Origin of the sequence: Moritella marina ATCC 15381, assembly GCF_008931805.1 — a bacterium.
In the GTDB taxonomy this organism is placed as follows: Bacteria; Pseudomonadota; Gammaproteobacteria; order Enterobacterales; family Moritellaceae; genus Moritella; species Moritella marina.
In genome coordinates, this window is sequence record NZ_CP044399.1 from 3,644,285 (window position 1) to 3,661,903 (window position 17,619).

Genomic DNA, 17,619 nt, shown 5'->3' on the forward strand with positions numbered 1-17,619 from the left:
GTCTTGAATTAAATTTGGCGCTTGGCGATGCCCTACTCTCACATGGGGAAACCCCACACTACCATCGGCGTTATTACGTTTCACTACTGAGTTCGGAATGGAGTCAGGTGGTACCGCAACACTATGGTCACCAAGCAAATTCTTTACAGTTATTACACTGTTTGCTTTCTATAGAAGTTTTCACTTCGTTTTAATCTGAAAAGCTATAAATAAAGAAGTCTTTAAAACATAAAGTGTTCAATCTATTCTTAAGTCGATATTTCAATTAATCATACCACTTACGTACGAGTCGTACTTCAGTTTGTATGGTTAAGCCTCACGGGTAATTAGTACAAGTTAGCTCAATGCCTCACAGCACTTACACACCTTGCCTATCAACGTTGTAGTCTCCAACGGCCCTTTAGGGAGCTTAAAGCTCCAGTGAGAACTCATCTCGAGGCCTGCTTCCCGCTTAGATGCTTTCAGCGGTTATCAGTTCCGAACTTAGCTACCGGGCAATGCTATTGGCATAACAACCCGAACACCAGTGGTTCGTCCACTCCGGTCCTCTCGTACTAGGAGCAGCTCCTCTCAATTCTCAAACGCCCACGGCAGATAGGGACCGAACTGTCTCACGACGTTCTAAACCCAGCTCGCGTACCACTTTAAATGGCGAACAGCCATACCCTTGGGACCAACTTCAGCCCTACATGTGATGAGCCGACATCGAGGTGCCAAACACCGCCGTCGATATGAACTCTTGGGCGGTATCAGCCTGTTATCCCCGGAGTACCTTTTATCCGTTGAGCGATGGCCCTTCCATTCAGAACCACCGGATCACTAAGACCTACTTTTCGTACCTGCTCGACGTGTCTGTCTCGCAGTTAAGCTGGCTTATGCCTTTGCACTAACCACATGATGTCCAACCATGTTTAGCCAACCTTCGTGCTCCTCCGTTACTCTTTGGGAGGAGACCGCCCCAGTCAAACTACCCACCAGACACTGTCCGCAATCCCGATAAGGGACCTACGTTAGAACATCAAACGTACAAGGGTGGTATTTCAAGGACGACTCAATATCATCTAGCGACAATATTTCATAGTCTCCCACCTATCCTACACATGTAGGTTCAATGTTCAGTGCCAAGCTATAGTAAAGGTTCACGGGGTCTTTCCGTCTAGCCGCGGGTACACTGCATCTTAACAGCGATTTCAATTTCACTGAGTCTCGGGTGGAGACAGCGTGGCCATCATTACGCCATTCGTGCAGGTCGGAACTTACCCGACAAGGAATTTCGCTACCTTAGGACCGTTATAGTTACGGCCGCCGTTTACCGGGGCTTCGATCATGAGCTTCGACCTAAGTCTAACCCAATCAATTAACCTTCCGGCACCGGGCAGGCGTCACACCGTATACGTCATCTTTCGATTTTGCACAGTGCTGTGTTTTTAATAAACAGTTGCAGCCACCATTTCTCTGCGACCAACAGTAGCTTACGGAGCAAGTCCTTCACCACCATTGGCGTACCTTCTCCCGAAGTTACGGTACCATTTTGCCTAGTTCCTTCACCCGAGTTCTCTCAAGCGCCTTAGTATTCTCTACCTAACCACCTGTGTCGGTTTGGGGTACGATTCTCTCATATCTGAAGCTTAGAGGTTTTTCCTGGAAGCCGGGTATCAACTACTTCATCTCCGTAGAGACTCGTCATCAGTTCTCAGCATTCTCATTAAAGAGAGCGACCCGGATTTGCCTAAGTCACTTGCCTACTACCTTAAACATGGACAACCATCGCCATGCTAGCCTAACCTTCTCCGTCACCCCATCGCAATATAAGCGAGTACTGGAATATTAACCAGTTTCCCATCGACTACGCCTTTCGGCCTCGCCTTAGGAGTCGACTCACCCTGCCCCGATTAACGTTGGACAGGAACCCTTGGTCTTTCGGCGTGGAGGTTTTTCACCCCCATTATCGTTACTCATGTCAACATTCGCACTTCTGATACCTCCAGCAAGCTTCTCAACTCACCTTCAACGGCTTACAGAACGCTCTCTACCATGCATGAACAAGTCATGCATCCGTAGCTTCGGTGGTATGTTTAGCCCCGTTAAATCTTCCGCGCAGACCGACTCGACCAGTGAGCTATTACGCTTTCTTTAAAAGATGGCTGCTTCTAAGCCAACTTCCCTTACTGTCTGAGCCTTTCCACATCGTTTCCCACTTAACATACACTTTGGGACCTTAGCTGACGGTCTGGGTTGTTTCCCTTTCCACGACGGACGTTAGCACCCGCCGTGTGTCTCCCGCGATTGAACTTATTGGTATTCGGAGTTTGCAAGGGTTGGTAAGTCGGGATGACCCCTAGCCTTAACAGTGCTCTACCCCCAATAGTTAGACGCGAGGCGCTACCTAAATAGCTTTCGAGGAGAACCAGCTATCTCCCGGTTTGATTGGCCTTTCACCCCCAGCCACAAGTCATCCGCTAATTTTTCAACATTAGTCGGTTCGGTCCTCCAGTTGATGTTACTCAACCTTCAACCTGCCCATGGCTAGATCACCGGGTTTCGGGTCTAATCCCAGCAACTATTCGCGCAGTTAACACTCGGTTTCCCTACGGCTCCGCTATTCGCTTAACCTTGCTACTGAAATTAAGTCGTTGACCCATTATACAAAAGGTACGCAGTCACAGAACAAGTCTGCTCCCACTGCTTGTACGTATACGGTTTCAGGTTCTATTTCACTCCCCTCACAGGGGTTCTTTTCGCCTTTCCCTCACGGTACTGGTTCACTATCGGTCAGTCAGTAGTATTTAGCCTTGGAAGATGGTCCTCCCATATTCAAACAGCATATCACGTGTGCCGTCCTACTCGATTTCACAGTAAGGTCGTTTTCATGTACGGGACTATCACCCTGTATCGTGAAACTTTCCAGAATCTTCCACTAACTTCCAAACTGCTTAAGGGCTAGACCCCGTTCGCTCGCCGCTACTAAGGGTATCTCTATTGATTTCTTTTCCTCGGGGTACTTAGATGTTTCAGTTCTCCCGGTTCGCTTCGTAACGCTATGTATTCACGTTACGATACCTTACTTAGTAAGGTGGGTTCCCCCATTCGGAAATCTGTGGATTAACGCTTTTTATCAACTCCCCACAGCTTAACGCAGATTAACACGTCCTTCATCGCCTCTGACTGCCTAGGCATCCACCGTATACGCTTAGTCACTTAACCATACAATCTAAAGTCGACTGTACAATTGAAATAACTAGGTATTATCTAGTTTTTTTCGCCTCAAGAATACTCAAGAACACTTCATTATTGTTACACTATTCACTCGAAGACTTTCATCTCAAGTAAAGAATCCAACAACGTGTTTTAAGAACTTCTTTATTTATTCAGCTTTCCAAATTTTTAAAGAGCAATTTGCTAAAAAGTAAAGATAAGCGTTGCTTATCTTTACTTTCTAACGTCTTTAACGTTTTCTATTCAAGCAATTTGTGTGGGCACTTACAAAAATTAACAACTTTACGTAAGGAGGTGATCCAGCCCCAGGTTCCCCTAGGGCTACCTTGTTACGACTTCACCCCAGTCATGAACCACACCGTGGTCATCGCCCTCCCGAAGGTTAAGCTAATGACTTCTGGTGCAGCCCACTCCCATGGTGTGACGGGCGGTGTGTACAAGGCCCGGGAACGTATTCACCGTGACATTCTGATTCACGATTACTAGCGATTCCGACTTCATGGGGTCGAGTTGCAGACCCCAATCCGGACTACGACGCACTTTATGGGATTCGCTTACCATCGCTGGTTTGCAGCCCTTTGTATGCGCCATTGTAGCACGTGTGTAGCCCTACTCGTAAGGGCCATGATGACTTGACGTCGTCCCCACCTTCCTCCGGTTTATCACCGGCAGTCTCCTTAGAGTTCCCACCATTACGTGCTGGCAAATAAGGATAAGGGTTGCGCTCGTTGCGGGACTTAACCCAACATTTCACAACACGAGCTGACGACAGCCATGCAGCACCTGTCTCATAGTTCCCGAAGGCACCAATTCATCTCTGAAAAGTTCTATGGATGTCAAGAGTAGGTAAGGTTCTTCGCGTTGCATCGAATTAAACCACATGCTCCACCGCTTGTGCGGGCCCCCGTCAATTCATTTGAGTTTTAACCTTGCGGCCGTACTCCCCGGTCTACTTAATGCGTTAGCTTAAGAGCCCAGTTCTCAAGGAACCAAACTCCGAGTAGACATCGTTTACGGCGTGGACTACCGGGGTATCTAATCCCGTTTGCTACCCACGCTTTCGCATCTGAGCGTCAGTTACTTGCCAGGTGGCCGCCTTCGCCACTGGTATTCCTTCAGATCTCTACGCATTTCACCGCTACACCTGAAATTCTACCACCCTCTCAAGAACTCTAGTTTGCCAGTTCGAAATGCAGTTCTGGGTTGAGCCCGGGGCTTTCACATCTCGCTTAACAAACCGCCTGCATGCGCTTTACGCCCAGTAATTCCGATTAACGCTTGCACCCTCCGTATTACCGCGGCTGCTGGCACGGAGTTAGCCGGTGCTTCTTCTGCGAGTAACGTCACAGTGGTAAAGTATTAATTTACCACCTTTCCTCCCTCGCTGAAAGTACTTTACAACCCGAAGGCCTTCTTCATACACGCGGTATGGCTGCATCAGGCTTTCGCCCATTGTGCAATATTCCCCACTGCTGCCTCCCGTAGGAGTCTGGACCGTGTCTCAGTTCCAGTGTGGCTGATCATCCTCTCAGACCAGCTAGGGATCGTCGCCTTGGTGAGCTCTTACCTCACCAACAAGCTAATCCCACTTGGGCTCATCTAGTCGCGAGAGCTTTCAAGAAGAGGCCCCCTTTCACCCGTAGGTCGTATGCGGTATTAGCAGTCGTTTCCAACTGTTGTCCCCCTCGACTAGGCAGATTCCCAAGCATTACTCACCCGTCCGCCGCTCGACGCCAGAATAGCAAGCTATTCTTCGTTTCCGCTCGACTTGCATGTGTTAAGCCTACCGCCAGCGTTCAATCTGAGCCATGATCAAACTCTTCAATTAAAAGTTTTTTGACTAATCAGCGATGCTGATTAAGTCGGCTCAATGAATTCTGTACTTCAACAACAAACCAAGGTTTGTTGTTTATAAAACCAAATCTTTCGATTTAATTTAATGTTCACAATTACATTGATATAATTTTTGGTCATTATATCTCTGCAAGTGCTCACACAGATTGCTTGAATAAATTGTTAAAGAGCGTTGACCTTGACGTCTTGCGTCGTAGTCAGGCTGCGTATAATACGGCAACCAGTTTTGAAGTCAAGCACATATTTATGCTTTATTCAGGAAGTCTAAAAAGTAACCTAGGTTGCTTTTAAACACCTTACTGAGCGGCTGTTGCCGTGTCAGTGAGGTCGCATTATAGAGATCCTGACTTGCTTGGCAAGTTTTATATCGACTAATTAATCCAGCTCCTTACAACGTACGATAATCAGCCACATCTAGGCTGTTAAGTGTAAGTTTATAAAATAAGAGCAAAAAAAAGGTGATTAATCATACGATAATCACCTTTCTATACTTATACATTCATCTTCCCAGAATAAGAGGATGTAGATAATAGCTATCTATAACGCTAAACCTTATAACTCTGCTTCATCAGATTTAATTTGACGTATATATAAGTACACAGTATGTTTTGAAATATTCAGTTTATCTGCAACCATATTGATTGCGTCTTTAATATCAAAAATACCTTGTTGATGTAGTGATATAACGATGTGCTTGTTTTTAGCATTATTCGCAATATCAGTACGATTATTAATATCAGTAATTGTTTCTTCTACTGAGCGGTCAACCAATTCTTCGACCGTGGTAGCAAAGTTCTCTGAAGACAGTTCAGTTTCCCTTGCTTCAGGAGTAGGTAATAGCTCCTGCACAAAATCAATAAACGACGCACCAATATTAATGTTAATACAAATTAAACCAATGGTTCTTTCTGAACGGTTTTTGATTGCGATCGTCATAGAACGCATCATTTGGCCATCTTTAGTCTGCGTAAAATACGCTTTTGAACATTGTTTATTTTGCGCCGATATATCTTGTAGCATCTTAAGTGCTAAATCGGTAATTGGTGACCCTTCAACACGGCCGGTATTAAAACCGTTTTCAATTTTAATGACAGAACGGTCTACACTCTCTAATGAATGCAAGATCACTTCACACTGTTTACCAAATAACGTCGCAATACCTTCAATTACGCCATCATAAGAGCGTAAAAGGCGGTGGTCTTCGTCTGTAAACACATATGAACTCGTCAATTCGTTCTCAATATTATCTAATTCAAGTAGCACAACTATCCCTCGTCTATAGTTAGGCCCATTTGGGTCGCAAAGTTAGCACAGCTAAACATTAAAAACCTTGAGCCTCATTCCATATATTATATTAAAATAAAATATCTACCCGATATTAATAACTACTCACATAAAGCATATAAGTTATTTCATTGCCTGTTTGACATAAACATCAAAACGATTTTTCTTTGTTTCAATCGCCATACTCGGTTCTGCATTGGCAATATATTCAGCATAGTCAGGGCGCTTAACCACAACTCGCTTAGTCGCAACGCGCATTGCAGGTGCAAACAAACCGTCAGCATCTAAATCTGCACCAACTAATGATTGAAATACACGCATTTCTTTTTTAACTAACGCCGATTTTTTCTTATGTGGATACATAGGATCCAAGTAGACAACATCTGGTGCGATACCTAGCACTTCTAATTCTGACAGACTCGATGCAAATACTAATTTTAGTCGTGTACCAATCCAGCTGCCAATCTCTTCATCTTGCACGGCGCGCTTTAAACCATCTTCAAGTAATGCAGCCACAATAGGCGAACGTTCCAGCATGGTGACGTTACAGCCTAATGATGCTAATACAAAAGCGTCACGACCTAAACCCGCAGTGCCATCCAATACAGACGGGGTCACGCCTGATTTTAAACCGACAGCTTTGGCAATCGCTTGTCCCTTGCCACCACCGAATTTTCGACGGTGATTAACAGCACCACCAGCAAAATCAACATATACAGCGCCTAATTTTGGTTCATCAAGCTTAAATAGCTCAAGACCCTTATCAGAATAGAGCAATTGAAATTGAGCATCAGCCACAGGTTCAAGAGAGAATCCCCATTGTTTAGCAAGTGCTGCAATGTGATCAGAAAATAGTGAATCTGTTGTGATTATTTGTATGCTGTTCATGGTTGCCTGATAAGGTTAGGTTTAATTATTCGAGTTCAAATGCCTATATTAGCAAGAAATACCAATACAACCTAAATTCAGTTGATGATTAGATAAAAGTGTTATTTAAAAAACACTTTCATTTTGAGTAATGAATTCCATTAATTCATGCAGTGGAATTGGCCGGCACAATAAGAAGCCTTGTGAATAGTCACATTTCTTTTCTTGTAAATAGTGCAGCTGTGCTTGTGTTTCTACACCCTCGGTGACGACTTTCATCCCTAAGTTATGAACAATAGTGATAATACCATCCAGTAACAAGTTATCTTGTTGGTTATCTGGAATGTTAATAATAAAACTACGATCAATTTTAACGATGTCGGCAGGTAAACTACGTAAATAGTTTAATGACGAATAACCGGTTCCAAAATCATCGATGGCAATTTTGACACCAGCTTGCTTTAACGCATTAATACGTTGCATATACTGACCATCCATATCCATCAACAAACTTTCCGTTATCTCCATTGTCAGCGATGCGTAAGGTAAATTATGTGAAGCGATCACTTTTAGCCATTCTGAGGCCTGCATATCGACAGTCTTAAACTCTAGACTTGAACGGTTCACACTCATTTCAATGTAAGGGAAACCAGCCTCATGCATTATTTTCAGATCGCAACAGGCCTGATCGAGCACGTACTCACCCAAACTCTGGATCAACCCGCCTTCTTCAGCAAGCGGAATAAACTCGGCAGGAGAAATGAAACCTCTATCCTTATGTTGCCAACGCACTAACGCTTCCAGTTTATCGATTTTCCCCGTCGCATTATCAATAATGGGTTGGTAGTAAACGTCAAGATTACCGCGTTTTATCGCTTCTGCTAATTCGACAACAGTTTGATGTTTAAGAATCGCCGCATCACTTAGTTCTTGGGTAAAAGTAACGCATTGATTACGCCCGTTGCGCTTTGCTTCAAATACAGCTTGCTCTGCACTTTGCATTAATGCTTCAACTGATACGCCATCTTCTGGGTACATAGTAATACCGACAGACGCGGTCACATAGCGCTGTTGATTAGACAATTTATAAGCTTGCGCAAAAACCCCTTGCAACTGTTTGGCGTATACAGCAGCTTGGCGTTTATTAAAGACATCAGGAATAATAAAGGCAAATTCATCACCATCAATACGGGCAAGAAAATCACTATCTCTGCTGCGATATTTCAGTCGTTCAGTCGTTTCTTTTAATAAACGATCACCCGCTTTAAAATCTTCTGAATTATTTACTGATTTGAAATCATCGAGATCAATATAAATGATGGCAAACTTTTCATTATTCTTAGCTGATTTATCAATAATCTGATGCATTTCAGCACTAAAATATTGGCGATTAGGTAAGCCCGTTAACGCATCAAAATTGGATTGTGTAATGATCTGTTGTTCGGTTTTTTTCTCTTTGGTCACATCCGTAAAAACAGCAAAGAAATATTTAAGTTTACCGCCTTCTTTAATACTTGATAATGTCACTTGCTGAGCAAAAATATCGCCTTCACGGTTACGGCTCCAAATAACACCTTTCCATTCATTGTGTTTCAACAATACAGCGGTAATATCATTATAGAATTGTTCATCATGGACACCAGAGCGTAATAAATCATGTGTACGTCCTATTGCATCCTCAGCGTTATAACCAGTGATAGTTTCAAATGCCGGATTAACATCAATAATCTTTTCATTTGCATCACATAACATGATCCCCTCAGCACTGTGTCTATACACACTTTCAATGATCGACAAGCGCTGTCTGTTATCTTGTTCTTCAGTGAGATCTTGAATGGTATTAATGAAATATTGAATTTGATTAATATCATTCCGAACTGCTGTCACTGTTAACTTAGTCCACAATATACTGCCATCGCGGTGACGGTAACGCGCATTAAGCGTGAAATTATTCCGCTTATTGGCATATATATCTTGGTAGTATTCTTCAAACAGGCCTTTATCATCATCGAAATATAGGTTCAGGCTACTCGTATTTAATTTGCCTTTTTCACGTAATTGATGGAAATCTTCCAATTCATAACCAAACATTTTACATGCCTGCTTATTCACCCATTCAATTTCACGATTGGTATTTAATTTGACTAATCCCACAGAGGTTGTGGCCAGAATAGTCTCAAGAATACGCTCTTGTGCAGACGCTCGTTTTTTTGTTAATTCTTCCGCGGTGATATCTTTACTAATACAGTCCAGTCGATGTATCTGTCCGAGTTCATCAACAATAGGATAAATATCACTTTGAATGCGTTTTGAATTACCGAGTAATGTCGTGATGTTAAAAATACTGCGAATAGATGTCGCAGATTTAGCTCCCATTGCATGATGAAAATCACGTAATACCGATTTTTTATCGGTATCATGAACTAATGCTAACAATGCTTCAAGTTTATCGATTTTCTTAACATCATTGGTTTCAATGATACTAGCAGCAGAGTCGGAGCATTCTAATTTATCCTGGCGAAGATAATAACTCCAACTACTTAACCGACCTTTAGCAATATTATCTTTCAACCACAGCGTATAAGCACTTAGCTCTGCGTTAGCATGATTATCAGTACAAATAGTATCGGTACTGGCTGTATCGATGATGACAGGTAATGTTTTTATCTGTATCGGCTGGAGTTCTCTTTCTAAAAAACCAGAAACTAAACGAATTAAATTTAATTCCAGTTTATGTTTAGATAGTTGGCGAGGGAAGAATGCCGATAATACACCTATAGGCAGGCCGGATGCATCATGTAAACGAATACCTAAATAGGCTTCAGTTTGCCATTCTTGAAGTAATTCTTGTTCGGGAAATCGAGAATATAACCCCTGCGCATATTCTGCATAACCACGCTGGTACGTTGCAAAACAAGGCATGGATTTGAAATCGAGCGCAAGTTCGTTATCTAATTCCCCCTGCTGCAGACAAGATAAGATCGTCAACTCAAAAGATTGAGGGCAAACAGTCGCGACATAAAGAGTATCAATACGTAGTAATGTCGCTAGATTGGTGAGAAATAGATCAAGGTTATTAACGTCTAGCGATGGTGGTGTATCAATTTTAATATCACTGTTTATATCACTAGGCGTGAGAGTATCGATCATAGATCCTATCCAGAATTTGATTTGTTTAGCTGCGGCAGATGGATATCAATTCAGTATTACCTAGCCAATTTAGGACTATGGTAATACTTTTGCACTAAAAAATCAGTGGTACATATCACGCAAAGAGAATACACAATTTACCACTGTTTTAAAATCAAAACTAAATTATAACCGCTATAACCTATCTATTACGGCAAGTTATCCATCGCATTAACTGATACCAGAGTGATTTAATAATGCGACTGTGCTTGGCTTACGCCCACGAAATTGCTCGAATAACGCCATAGGGGTATCACTACCGCCACGTTCTAGTACACAACTCATAAAGTCACGACCAGTTTCAGCGTTAAAAATACCTTCCTCTTCAAAACGTGAAAAGGCATCTGCAGATAATACTTCAGCCCACTTATAGCTGTAATAACCTGCCGCATAACCACCAGCAAAGATATGTGAGAAACCATTTTGGAAACGATTAAACGCTGGAGCCGGTAGCACTGATACTTTTTCACGTACCGAATTTAGTACCGATTGTATATTCGAACCTTGTGCAGGGTTGTATTCCATGTGCATACGGAAATCAAACAAGCTAAATTCAATTTGGCGTAACATGCCCATTGCTGAATTAAAGTTCTTAGCTGCTAATAATTTATCTAACATCGCTTTTGGCAATGGCTCATCAGTTTCATGATGACCAGAGATGAATGCTAATGCCTCTTCTTGCCAACACCAGTTTTCCATAAATTGACTTGGTAACTCAACTGCATCCCAAGGCACGCCGTTAATACCAGATACTGCAGCGGGGATAACTTTCGTTAACATATGGTGTAAGCCATGACCAAACTCATGGAATAACGTCGTCACTTCATTATGAGTAAACAGCGCTGGCGTATCACCAACCGGTTTGTTGAAGTTACAGGTTAAGTAAGCGACGGGCTTTTGCAGTTCACCATCCGCTTTAATACGATGCGTTAGACAATCATTCATCCAAGCGCCGCCACGTTTATGCTCACGTGCGTACAAATCAAGATAAAAGCTACCACGTAATGCACCTTCTTCATCGAATATCTCGAAGAAACGAACATCGGCATGCCAAGATTCGGCGCCGAGCTCTTCAATAATGTTAAGACCAAATAAACGTTTAACCACTTCAAACATGCCTTTTACAACACGGTCTTCGGGGAAGTATGGACGCAGTTCTTCATCTGAAATAGTGTACTTCGCTTGTTTCAGCTTTTCTGCATAAAAAGTGAGGTCCCACGCTTCCAAGTCTTTTGCCATAAAGTTATCTTTGGCGAAGGCTTGGATCTCAGCGAGTTCCACATCTGCTTGCGATACAGATTTATCTGCAAGGTCAGTTAAGAATTCAATCACTTGTTCTGGTGTTTCAGCCATTTTTGTCGCTAACGATTTTTCGGCAAAATGCGCAAAACCAAGTAATTCAGCAAGCTCGTGACGCAGAGCAATAATTTCAGCCATGATTGCTGTGTTATCCCACTGGCCAGCATTAGGACCGACATCGGATGCACGGGTACAAAATGCCTCATACACTTCACGACGTAATTCTCTATTTTCAGAGTACATCATCACAGGTAAGTAGCTTGGAAAGTCTAAGGTAAACAAATAACCTGTTAATGATTTGCTTTCAGCCGTTGCTTTTGCGGCGGCTTTTGCTGACTCAGGTAAACCAATGAGTAGTGCCTCATCAGTGATCTCTTTCTGCCAACCTAAGGTCGCATCCATCACATTGTTACTAAATGTTGATGTCAGTTGTGATAAACGTTTCGTGATCTCGCCATAACGCTGTTTGTCATTGTCGACCAAATCAATACCCGACAATCTAAAATCACGCAGTGCATTGGTGAGCACTTTTTGCTGTGCCGTTGATAACGTTGCAAATTCATCGCTATCATGTAATTGCTGATAAGCTAAAAACAATCCCTGATTCTGTCCAACTTTCGTTGAGTATTCAGACAGTAACGGTAAGCAAGCATCATGTGCTTCACGTAACTCGTCACTGCTCACAACCGCATTCAAGTGGCCAATAGGCGACCAAACTCGACCTAACCTATCATCACTTTCTTCTAAAGGCGCAACCAAGTTAGCCCAAGTGACGGTATCATCATTCGCTAATACGTTAACAATCGCCGCTTCACAATCAGCAATCGCTTGTGTTACTGCAGGCACTATGTGCTCGGGTTTAATACTCGCGAACGGGGGCAAGCCTGTCATAGTCAAAAGTGGGTTAGTCATAGAGTCATCCTATTTATAATGATATTAATTAGTTAATGCGGCTATAAAATGATAATTTCAAGTATAGCGAGTAAATATCGACACGTGTCGAGTCCATCAGATTTAGCATTGATAGGTAAAAGTAATGACCCTGAATGGCTTTACCTACTAATAATATCTCTCAATTCAGTTTAAACTGTGTGATTAACTTTATTACAAAACAACAGCATGAACTTAGTCATATAATAAGCTCATCTTCTCAATTAAGGACTATGAATATGTCACAACATTTTGATTATATTGCCATTGGCGGTGGTAGCGGCGGTATTGCATCAGCAAACAGAGCTTCAATGTACGGTAAAAAAGTTGCCATCATCGAAGCTAACGCACTTGGTGGTACTTGTGTGAATGTTGGTTGCGTACCAAAGAAAGTCATGTGGCACGGCGCTCAAATCGCCGAAGCAATGCACCTGTATGCAAAAGACTATGGCTTTGATGTTGAAAGCAAAGGCCTTGATTGGGGTAAATTAGTCGCGGCACGTGAAGCGTATATTAGCCGTATTCATACTTCTTATGACAATGTACTTGGTAATAACAAGGTAACTGTAATCAAAGGTTTCGCGACTTTTGAAGACAAAAATACAGTCAAAGTAAACGGCGAAACATACACCGCCGATCATATCCTAATTGCAACAGGTGGCGCGCCAACGATTCCAAACGTACCAGGTGCTGAGCACGGTATTGACTCAAATGGTTTCTTTGAACTAACAGAACAGCCAAAACGCGTTGCTGTTATCGGCGCAGGTTACATTGCCGTTGAATTAGCGGGTGTATTACACGGTCTAGGGTCTGAAACACACTTGTTCGTACGTAAAGAATCACCACTACGTAGCTTTGATCCTATGGTCATTGAAACGCTGGTTGATGTAATGAATACCGAAGGTCCTACATTACACACGAACTCAGTACCAAAAGAAGTAGTAAAAGAAGCTGATGGCTCTATCACGCTACACCTTGAGAACGGTGAATCACAAAATGTTGATACGCTAATCTGGGCTATTGGTCGTCACCCTTCTACAGACAAAATTAATCTTGCTGCTACCGGTGTTGAAACCAATGACCGTGGTTACATTAAAGTAGATGAATACCAAAATACCAATGTGGATGGTATCTACTGTGTTGGTGACATCATGGAAGGCGGTGTTGAACTGACTCCTGTCGCTGTTAAGGCTGGTCGCCAATTATCAGAACGTCTGTTCAACGGTAAAACAACGGCGAAAATGGATTATAACCTGATCCCGACCGTGGTATTTAGTCACCCACCGATTGGTACTATCGGTTTAACTGAACCAGAAGCAATTACGCAGTACGGTGAAGGAAACGTAAAAGTATACCAGTCTGGCTTTACTGCTATGTATACAGCTATCACATCAAACCGCCAACCTTGTAAAATGAAACTGGTTTGCGCTGGTGAAAATGAAACTGTTGTAGGTCTACATGGTATTGGTTTTGCTGTGGACGAAATGATCCAAGGTTTTGGTGTGGCGATGAAAATGGGCGCAACAAAAGCTGATTTCGATAGCGTTGTCGCTATCCACCCAACAGGCTCGGAAGAGTTTGTTACTATGCGCTAAATCCAGCGCCTATTCTGATGTGCATATATTTGATATGCACATCAATTTCCCTCTTTCATTTCAACAATCCCTTCGATCTCACTATACAGATCACGAAACACCTGTTTAATTGTTAAATACACGGCCAAAATACTTAACATCATAGCAACAACTGGTTATATTGTTGAGGCCTTAGCATTAGGCACTTACCCATACTTCGACGCTAGCGACGCCTAACCATATTGATAAGGATATTTTTATGGGCACATTATTGCAGCCAATCACCTACTTGATTAGCCGATTATCATTTCAGAAAAAATTTGGTCTAGTGATTTTATTGCTTACTACACCCATTGTATTTTTTTCTTCAACTATTATCTCGCAAACACAAAAAGATATCGCTTTTGCAGAGTCTGAATTACAAGGTTATAAATTACTTCAAGCCCTACCTGAAGTAGCGAACAAATTTATTGAATATCGCCATTTATTAAGCCTAGAGGTCGCAGAGCTCGGACCTGGTGATGAGAACATAGCGCAAGCGCAAACCCTCGCAGAAAATACTTTTAATCAATATTACCGTGCTTATACTGCCGGGACAGGCTCACAATTATCTGCGTTTGATAAAATAACGACTGATTGGCAACAGTTAAAAGCGGACAGTGATTTTTTATTACCGGAAGAGATTTTTTACGCCGTTGATTTAATGCTAGAAAATTTGCGTATTGGTACGCGTGAGATCAACAGTGAAAGTAAGTTATTATTTGATTCGCACCTGAGCAGTTATTACCTCATTAATTTAACGCAAACCCAACTGCCTAGATTACTCGACTTTACTTATCAAGTAACAGATAAAGCGGCAGAAACAGCTGCATTTGCCACCTTTACCGCCACCAGCTTTGATGATTTAAGTCGCCGTATCGACCAGCTCAACATTATATTTTCTGCCAGCAATAATGATGTGCAAGCGCTCCTAGCTATCAACCCAAGCTATAGTGATATTTTAACGGCACCACTGAATCAGATCAAAACGACGATGGCGACACTCGATGATTTACTCGATCGCCAATTGATTAATACCGTCTCTGCCGAGATTAAAATCGACCCTAACACCCTCTATAGCCTGGGGGATAAGTTACAAGTCAAGATTACACATTTATATGAAGTGGCTTTTAATACCTTAGGTAATGAAATAACCGTTAGACTCAGTGAGAAAAACAGCGAACTGAATATTTTTTACACCATACTGATCGTCTTATTTGTAGTTTGCTTGGTGATCTTATTAAGTATCTATATCTCGCTAACAGAAACAATACGCAGTATCAGTCAAGTGGCGCAAAATGTATCAAATGGCGATCTATCGCAAAATGTGAATATTGTCAGCAATGACGAACTGGCTATTATTGCCCAGCACTTTAACAGCACCATTGATGGTATGCGCACCTTGGTCAAACAGCTCAATAGCAGTGCGGTCGACGTGCATAGCTCGGTACAAGACATTACCGATAAAACCAATTCAGCTGAAACAACCATTACCGCACAGCAAACCGAAACGCATCAGATAGCGGCTGCAATTAAACTGATGGCAACCACATCAACAGATATGGCTGAGAATGCCAGTGATGCCACGGGCGCAACCCATGATGCTGAACGCGCGGTATTAGAAGGTAAGCAAGTTGTTGACCAAACCATTATCGCTATTAATGCTATTGCATCTGAAGTCGAAACATCAAGTCAAACGATTCAAAAACTGGAAAGTCATTGCGCCGATATTGGTGGTGTTGTCGAAGTGATCCGAAGTATTGCCGATCAAACTAATTTACTCGCGCTTAATGCCGCTATTGAAGCAGCCAGAGCCGGTGAGCAAGGCCGTGGTTTTGCGGTGGTCGCCGATGAAGTAAGAACGCTCGCCAGCCGTACTCAACAATCGACCAATGAAATTCAAGTGATGATAGAACGCGTACAATCAGGTGCGAAAGAATCCGTTAAAGTCATGGCGGTAGGTAGAGAGCAAGCCAACATGGGCGTCATGCAAGCCAAAGAGGCTTCTAATACATTTGAAGCCATTACCTTATCCGTCGATAAAATAGTCGCTATTAACGGTCAGATTGCCAGTGCGATTGAAGAGCAAAGCCTCGCTGCTGCAGAAATTGAACGTAATGTCAGTAATGTTTCTGCAGGCGCAGATTCTGCACGCTCCGTGGCAACAGGCGCAACACAATCTGCCCATAACCTGTTAACCGTGGCAGATAAGTTAACTGAAGTTGCCGAGGAATATGCATTTTAGCCTCTATTGTTAATCCCTATTTTAAATCGAGGCATTAAATAACGAAGTGGCTTACACGGATATTGTCGTGTTAAGCCACCCATTAATTATTTCAATATCAGTTATCCCGCATGAAACACTAGATCTGAATAAATTTGCCGATTACACTGCTAGCACGCATTTACCTCCCTCTCAAAATTGGTACTCATGAAAAATCAAAAGAAAGCCATGCTGTTCGGTTTGATAACAGTATTACTCTGGTCCACAGTGGCCTCTGCATTTAAAATTACACTTAGTCATTTTGAACCGATTCAAATGGTATTGATTGCCTCATTGACGAGTATCGTGTTGCTTACCGGGATCGCGCTGCAACAGAAAAAAATACACCTGCTGAAACAATATTTCGTTAAGCAGCCCCTATTTTATTTAACGCTCGGAGTGATTAACCCGTTCCTGTATTACTTGGTGTTATTTAAAGCCTATGACTTGTTACCCGCATCACAAGCACAGGCGCTCAACTACACTTGGGCAATTACCCTGACATTACTATCAGTGCCTTTCCTTGGCCAAAAAATCCGTAAAAAAGATTGGGTAGCAATACTATTCAGTTATACCGGCGCGTTAGTGATCGCGACCAAAGGCGATTTATTAGGACTTAACTTTGAGAGTCCACTCGGGGTTGCCTTTGCATTATTAAGTACACTCATTTGGGCTAGTTATTGGATCATTAATGCCAAGAATAATAATGATCCGATTGTGAGTTTATTACTGGGGTTTTTATTAAGCCTGCCCTTTACCCTTATCGCGACCGCGTTACTCTCTGATTTCAATTTCAACTCTGTGGAAGGTATTTTAGGCGCAATTTATATCGGTCTATTTGAGATGGGCATTTCATTTGTATTATGGTTAATGGCTATTAAGTTAGCGACGAATACTGCACAGGTCAGTAATTTAATTTTCATCTCGCCGTTTATTTCACTGTTCTTACTTAGCGCGATTGTCGGTGAAGAGATCCACCCTTCAACCTTTATCGGTTTAGTGACCATTATAGTTGGCTTAGTGATTCAACAAATCAACTGGCGTAACAAACGTCGTGTCGCGATAGCGAAAGAATAACGATACGATACACTTTACTCCTGACTT

General features: G+C 42.4%; 7 protein-coding genes and 3 rRNA genes. 3 read left to right on the top strand and 7 right to left on the bottom strand.

Features of this window, described 5'->3' with window-relative positions:
• Positions 1 to 19: 19 nt before the first annotated feature.
• From rrf to prlC, 7 genes are all read right to left on the bottom strand, one after another.
• A 5S ribosomal RNA gene (gene rrf / locus FR932_RS16400) occupies positions 20 to 135 on the bottom strand.
• Positions 136 to 305: 170 nt separating this feature from the next.
• Positions 306 to 3,204, bottom strand: a 23S ribosomal RNA gene (locus tag FR932_RS16405).
• A 299-nt stretch (positions 3,205 to 3,503) separates the two neighbouring features.
• Positions 3,504 to 5,044, bottom strand: a 16S ribosomal RNA gene (locus FR932_RS16410).
• The 16S, 23S and 5S rRNA genes sit together here, the layout of an rRNA operon.
• A 578-nt stretch (positions 5,045 to 5,622) precedes the next feature.
• On the bottom strand, positions 5,623 to 6,333 hold the full coding sequence (locus FR932_RS16415) for a helix-turn-helix transcriptional regulator (protein WP_019442501.1): 711 nt from the start codon (positions 6,331 to 6,333) through the stop codon (positions 5,623 to 5,625).
• A 144-nt stretch (positions 6,334 to 6,477) separates the two neighbouring features.
• The gene (locus FR932_RS16420) at positions 6,478 to 7,242 is read right to left on the bottom strand and encodes a class I SAM-dependent methyltransferase (protein ID WP_019442502.1); all 765 of its coding nucleotides are present in this window, start codon (positions 7,240 to 7,242) and stop codon (positions 6,478 to 6,480) included.
• A gap of 105 nt (positions 7,243 to 7,347) precedes the next feature.
• Positions 7,348 to 10,371, bottom strand: a complete 3,024-nt coding sequence (locus FR932_RS16425) for a sensor domain-containing protein (RefSeq protein WP_019442503.1) — start codon at positions 10,369 to 10,371, stop codon at positions 7,348 to 7,350.
• A 210-nt stretch (positions 10,372 to 10,581) separates the two neighbouring features.
• Positions 10,582 to 12,621 (bottom strand): oligopeptidase A, encoded by a 2,040-nt coding sequence (prlC, locus tag FR932_RS16430; RefSeq protein WP_019442504.1) that lies wholly within the window; start codon positions 12,619 to 12,621, stop codon positions 10,582 to 10,584.
• A gap of 257 nt (positions 12,622 to 12,878) precedes the next feature.
• Between prlC and gorA the strand changes: the two genes are divergently transcribed.
• From gorA to FR932_RS16445, 3 genes are all read left to right on the top strand, one after another.
• A complete protein-coding gene (gene gorA / locus FR932_RS16435; RefSeq protein WP_019442505.1) occupies positions 12,879 to 14,234 on the top strand; it encodes a glutathione-disulfide reductase in 1,356 nt (451 codons plus the stop codon).
• A 238-nt stretch (positions 14,235 to 14,472) separates the two neighbouring features.
• Positions 14,473 to 16,497 carry a methyl-accepting chemotaxis protein gene (locus tag FR932_RS16440; RefSeq protein ID WP_019442506.1) on the top strand — a complete coding sequence of 675 codons (2,025 nt, stop codon included), beginning with the start codon at positions 14,473 to 14,475 and terminating at the stop codon, positions 16,495 to 16,497.
• A gap of 186 nt (positions 16,498 to 16,683) precedes the next feature.
• Positions 16,684 to 17,592, top strand: a complete 909-nt coding sequence (locus FR932_RS16445) for a DMT family transporter (RefSeq protein WP_019442507.1) — start codon at positions 16,684 to 16,686, stop codon at positions 17,590 to 17,592.
• Positions 17,593 to 17,619 lie beyond the last annotated feature (27 nt).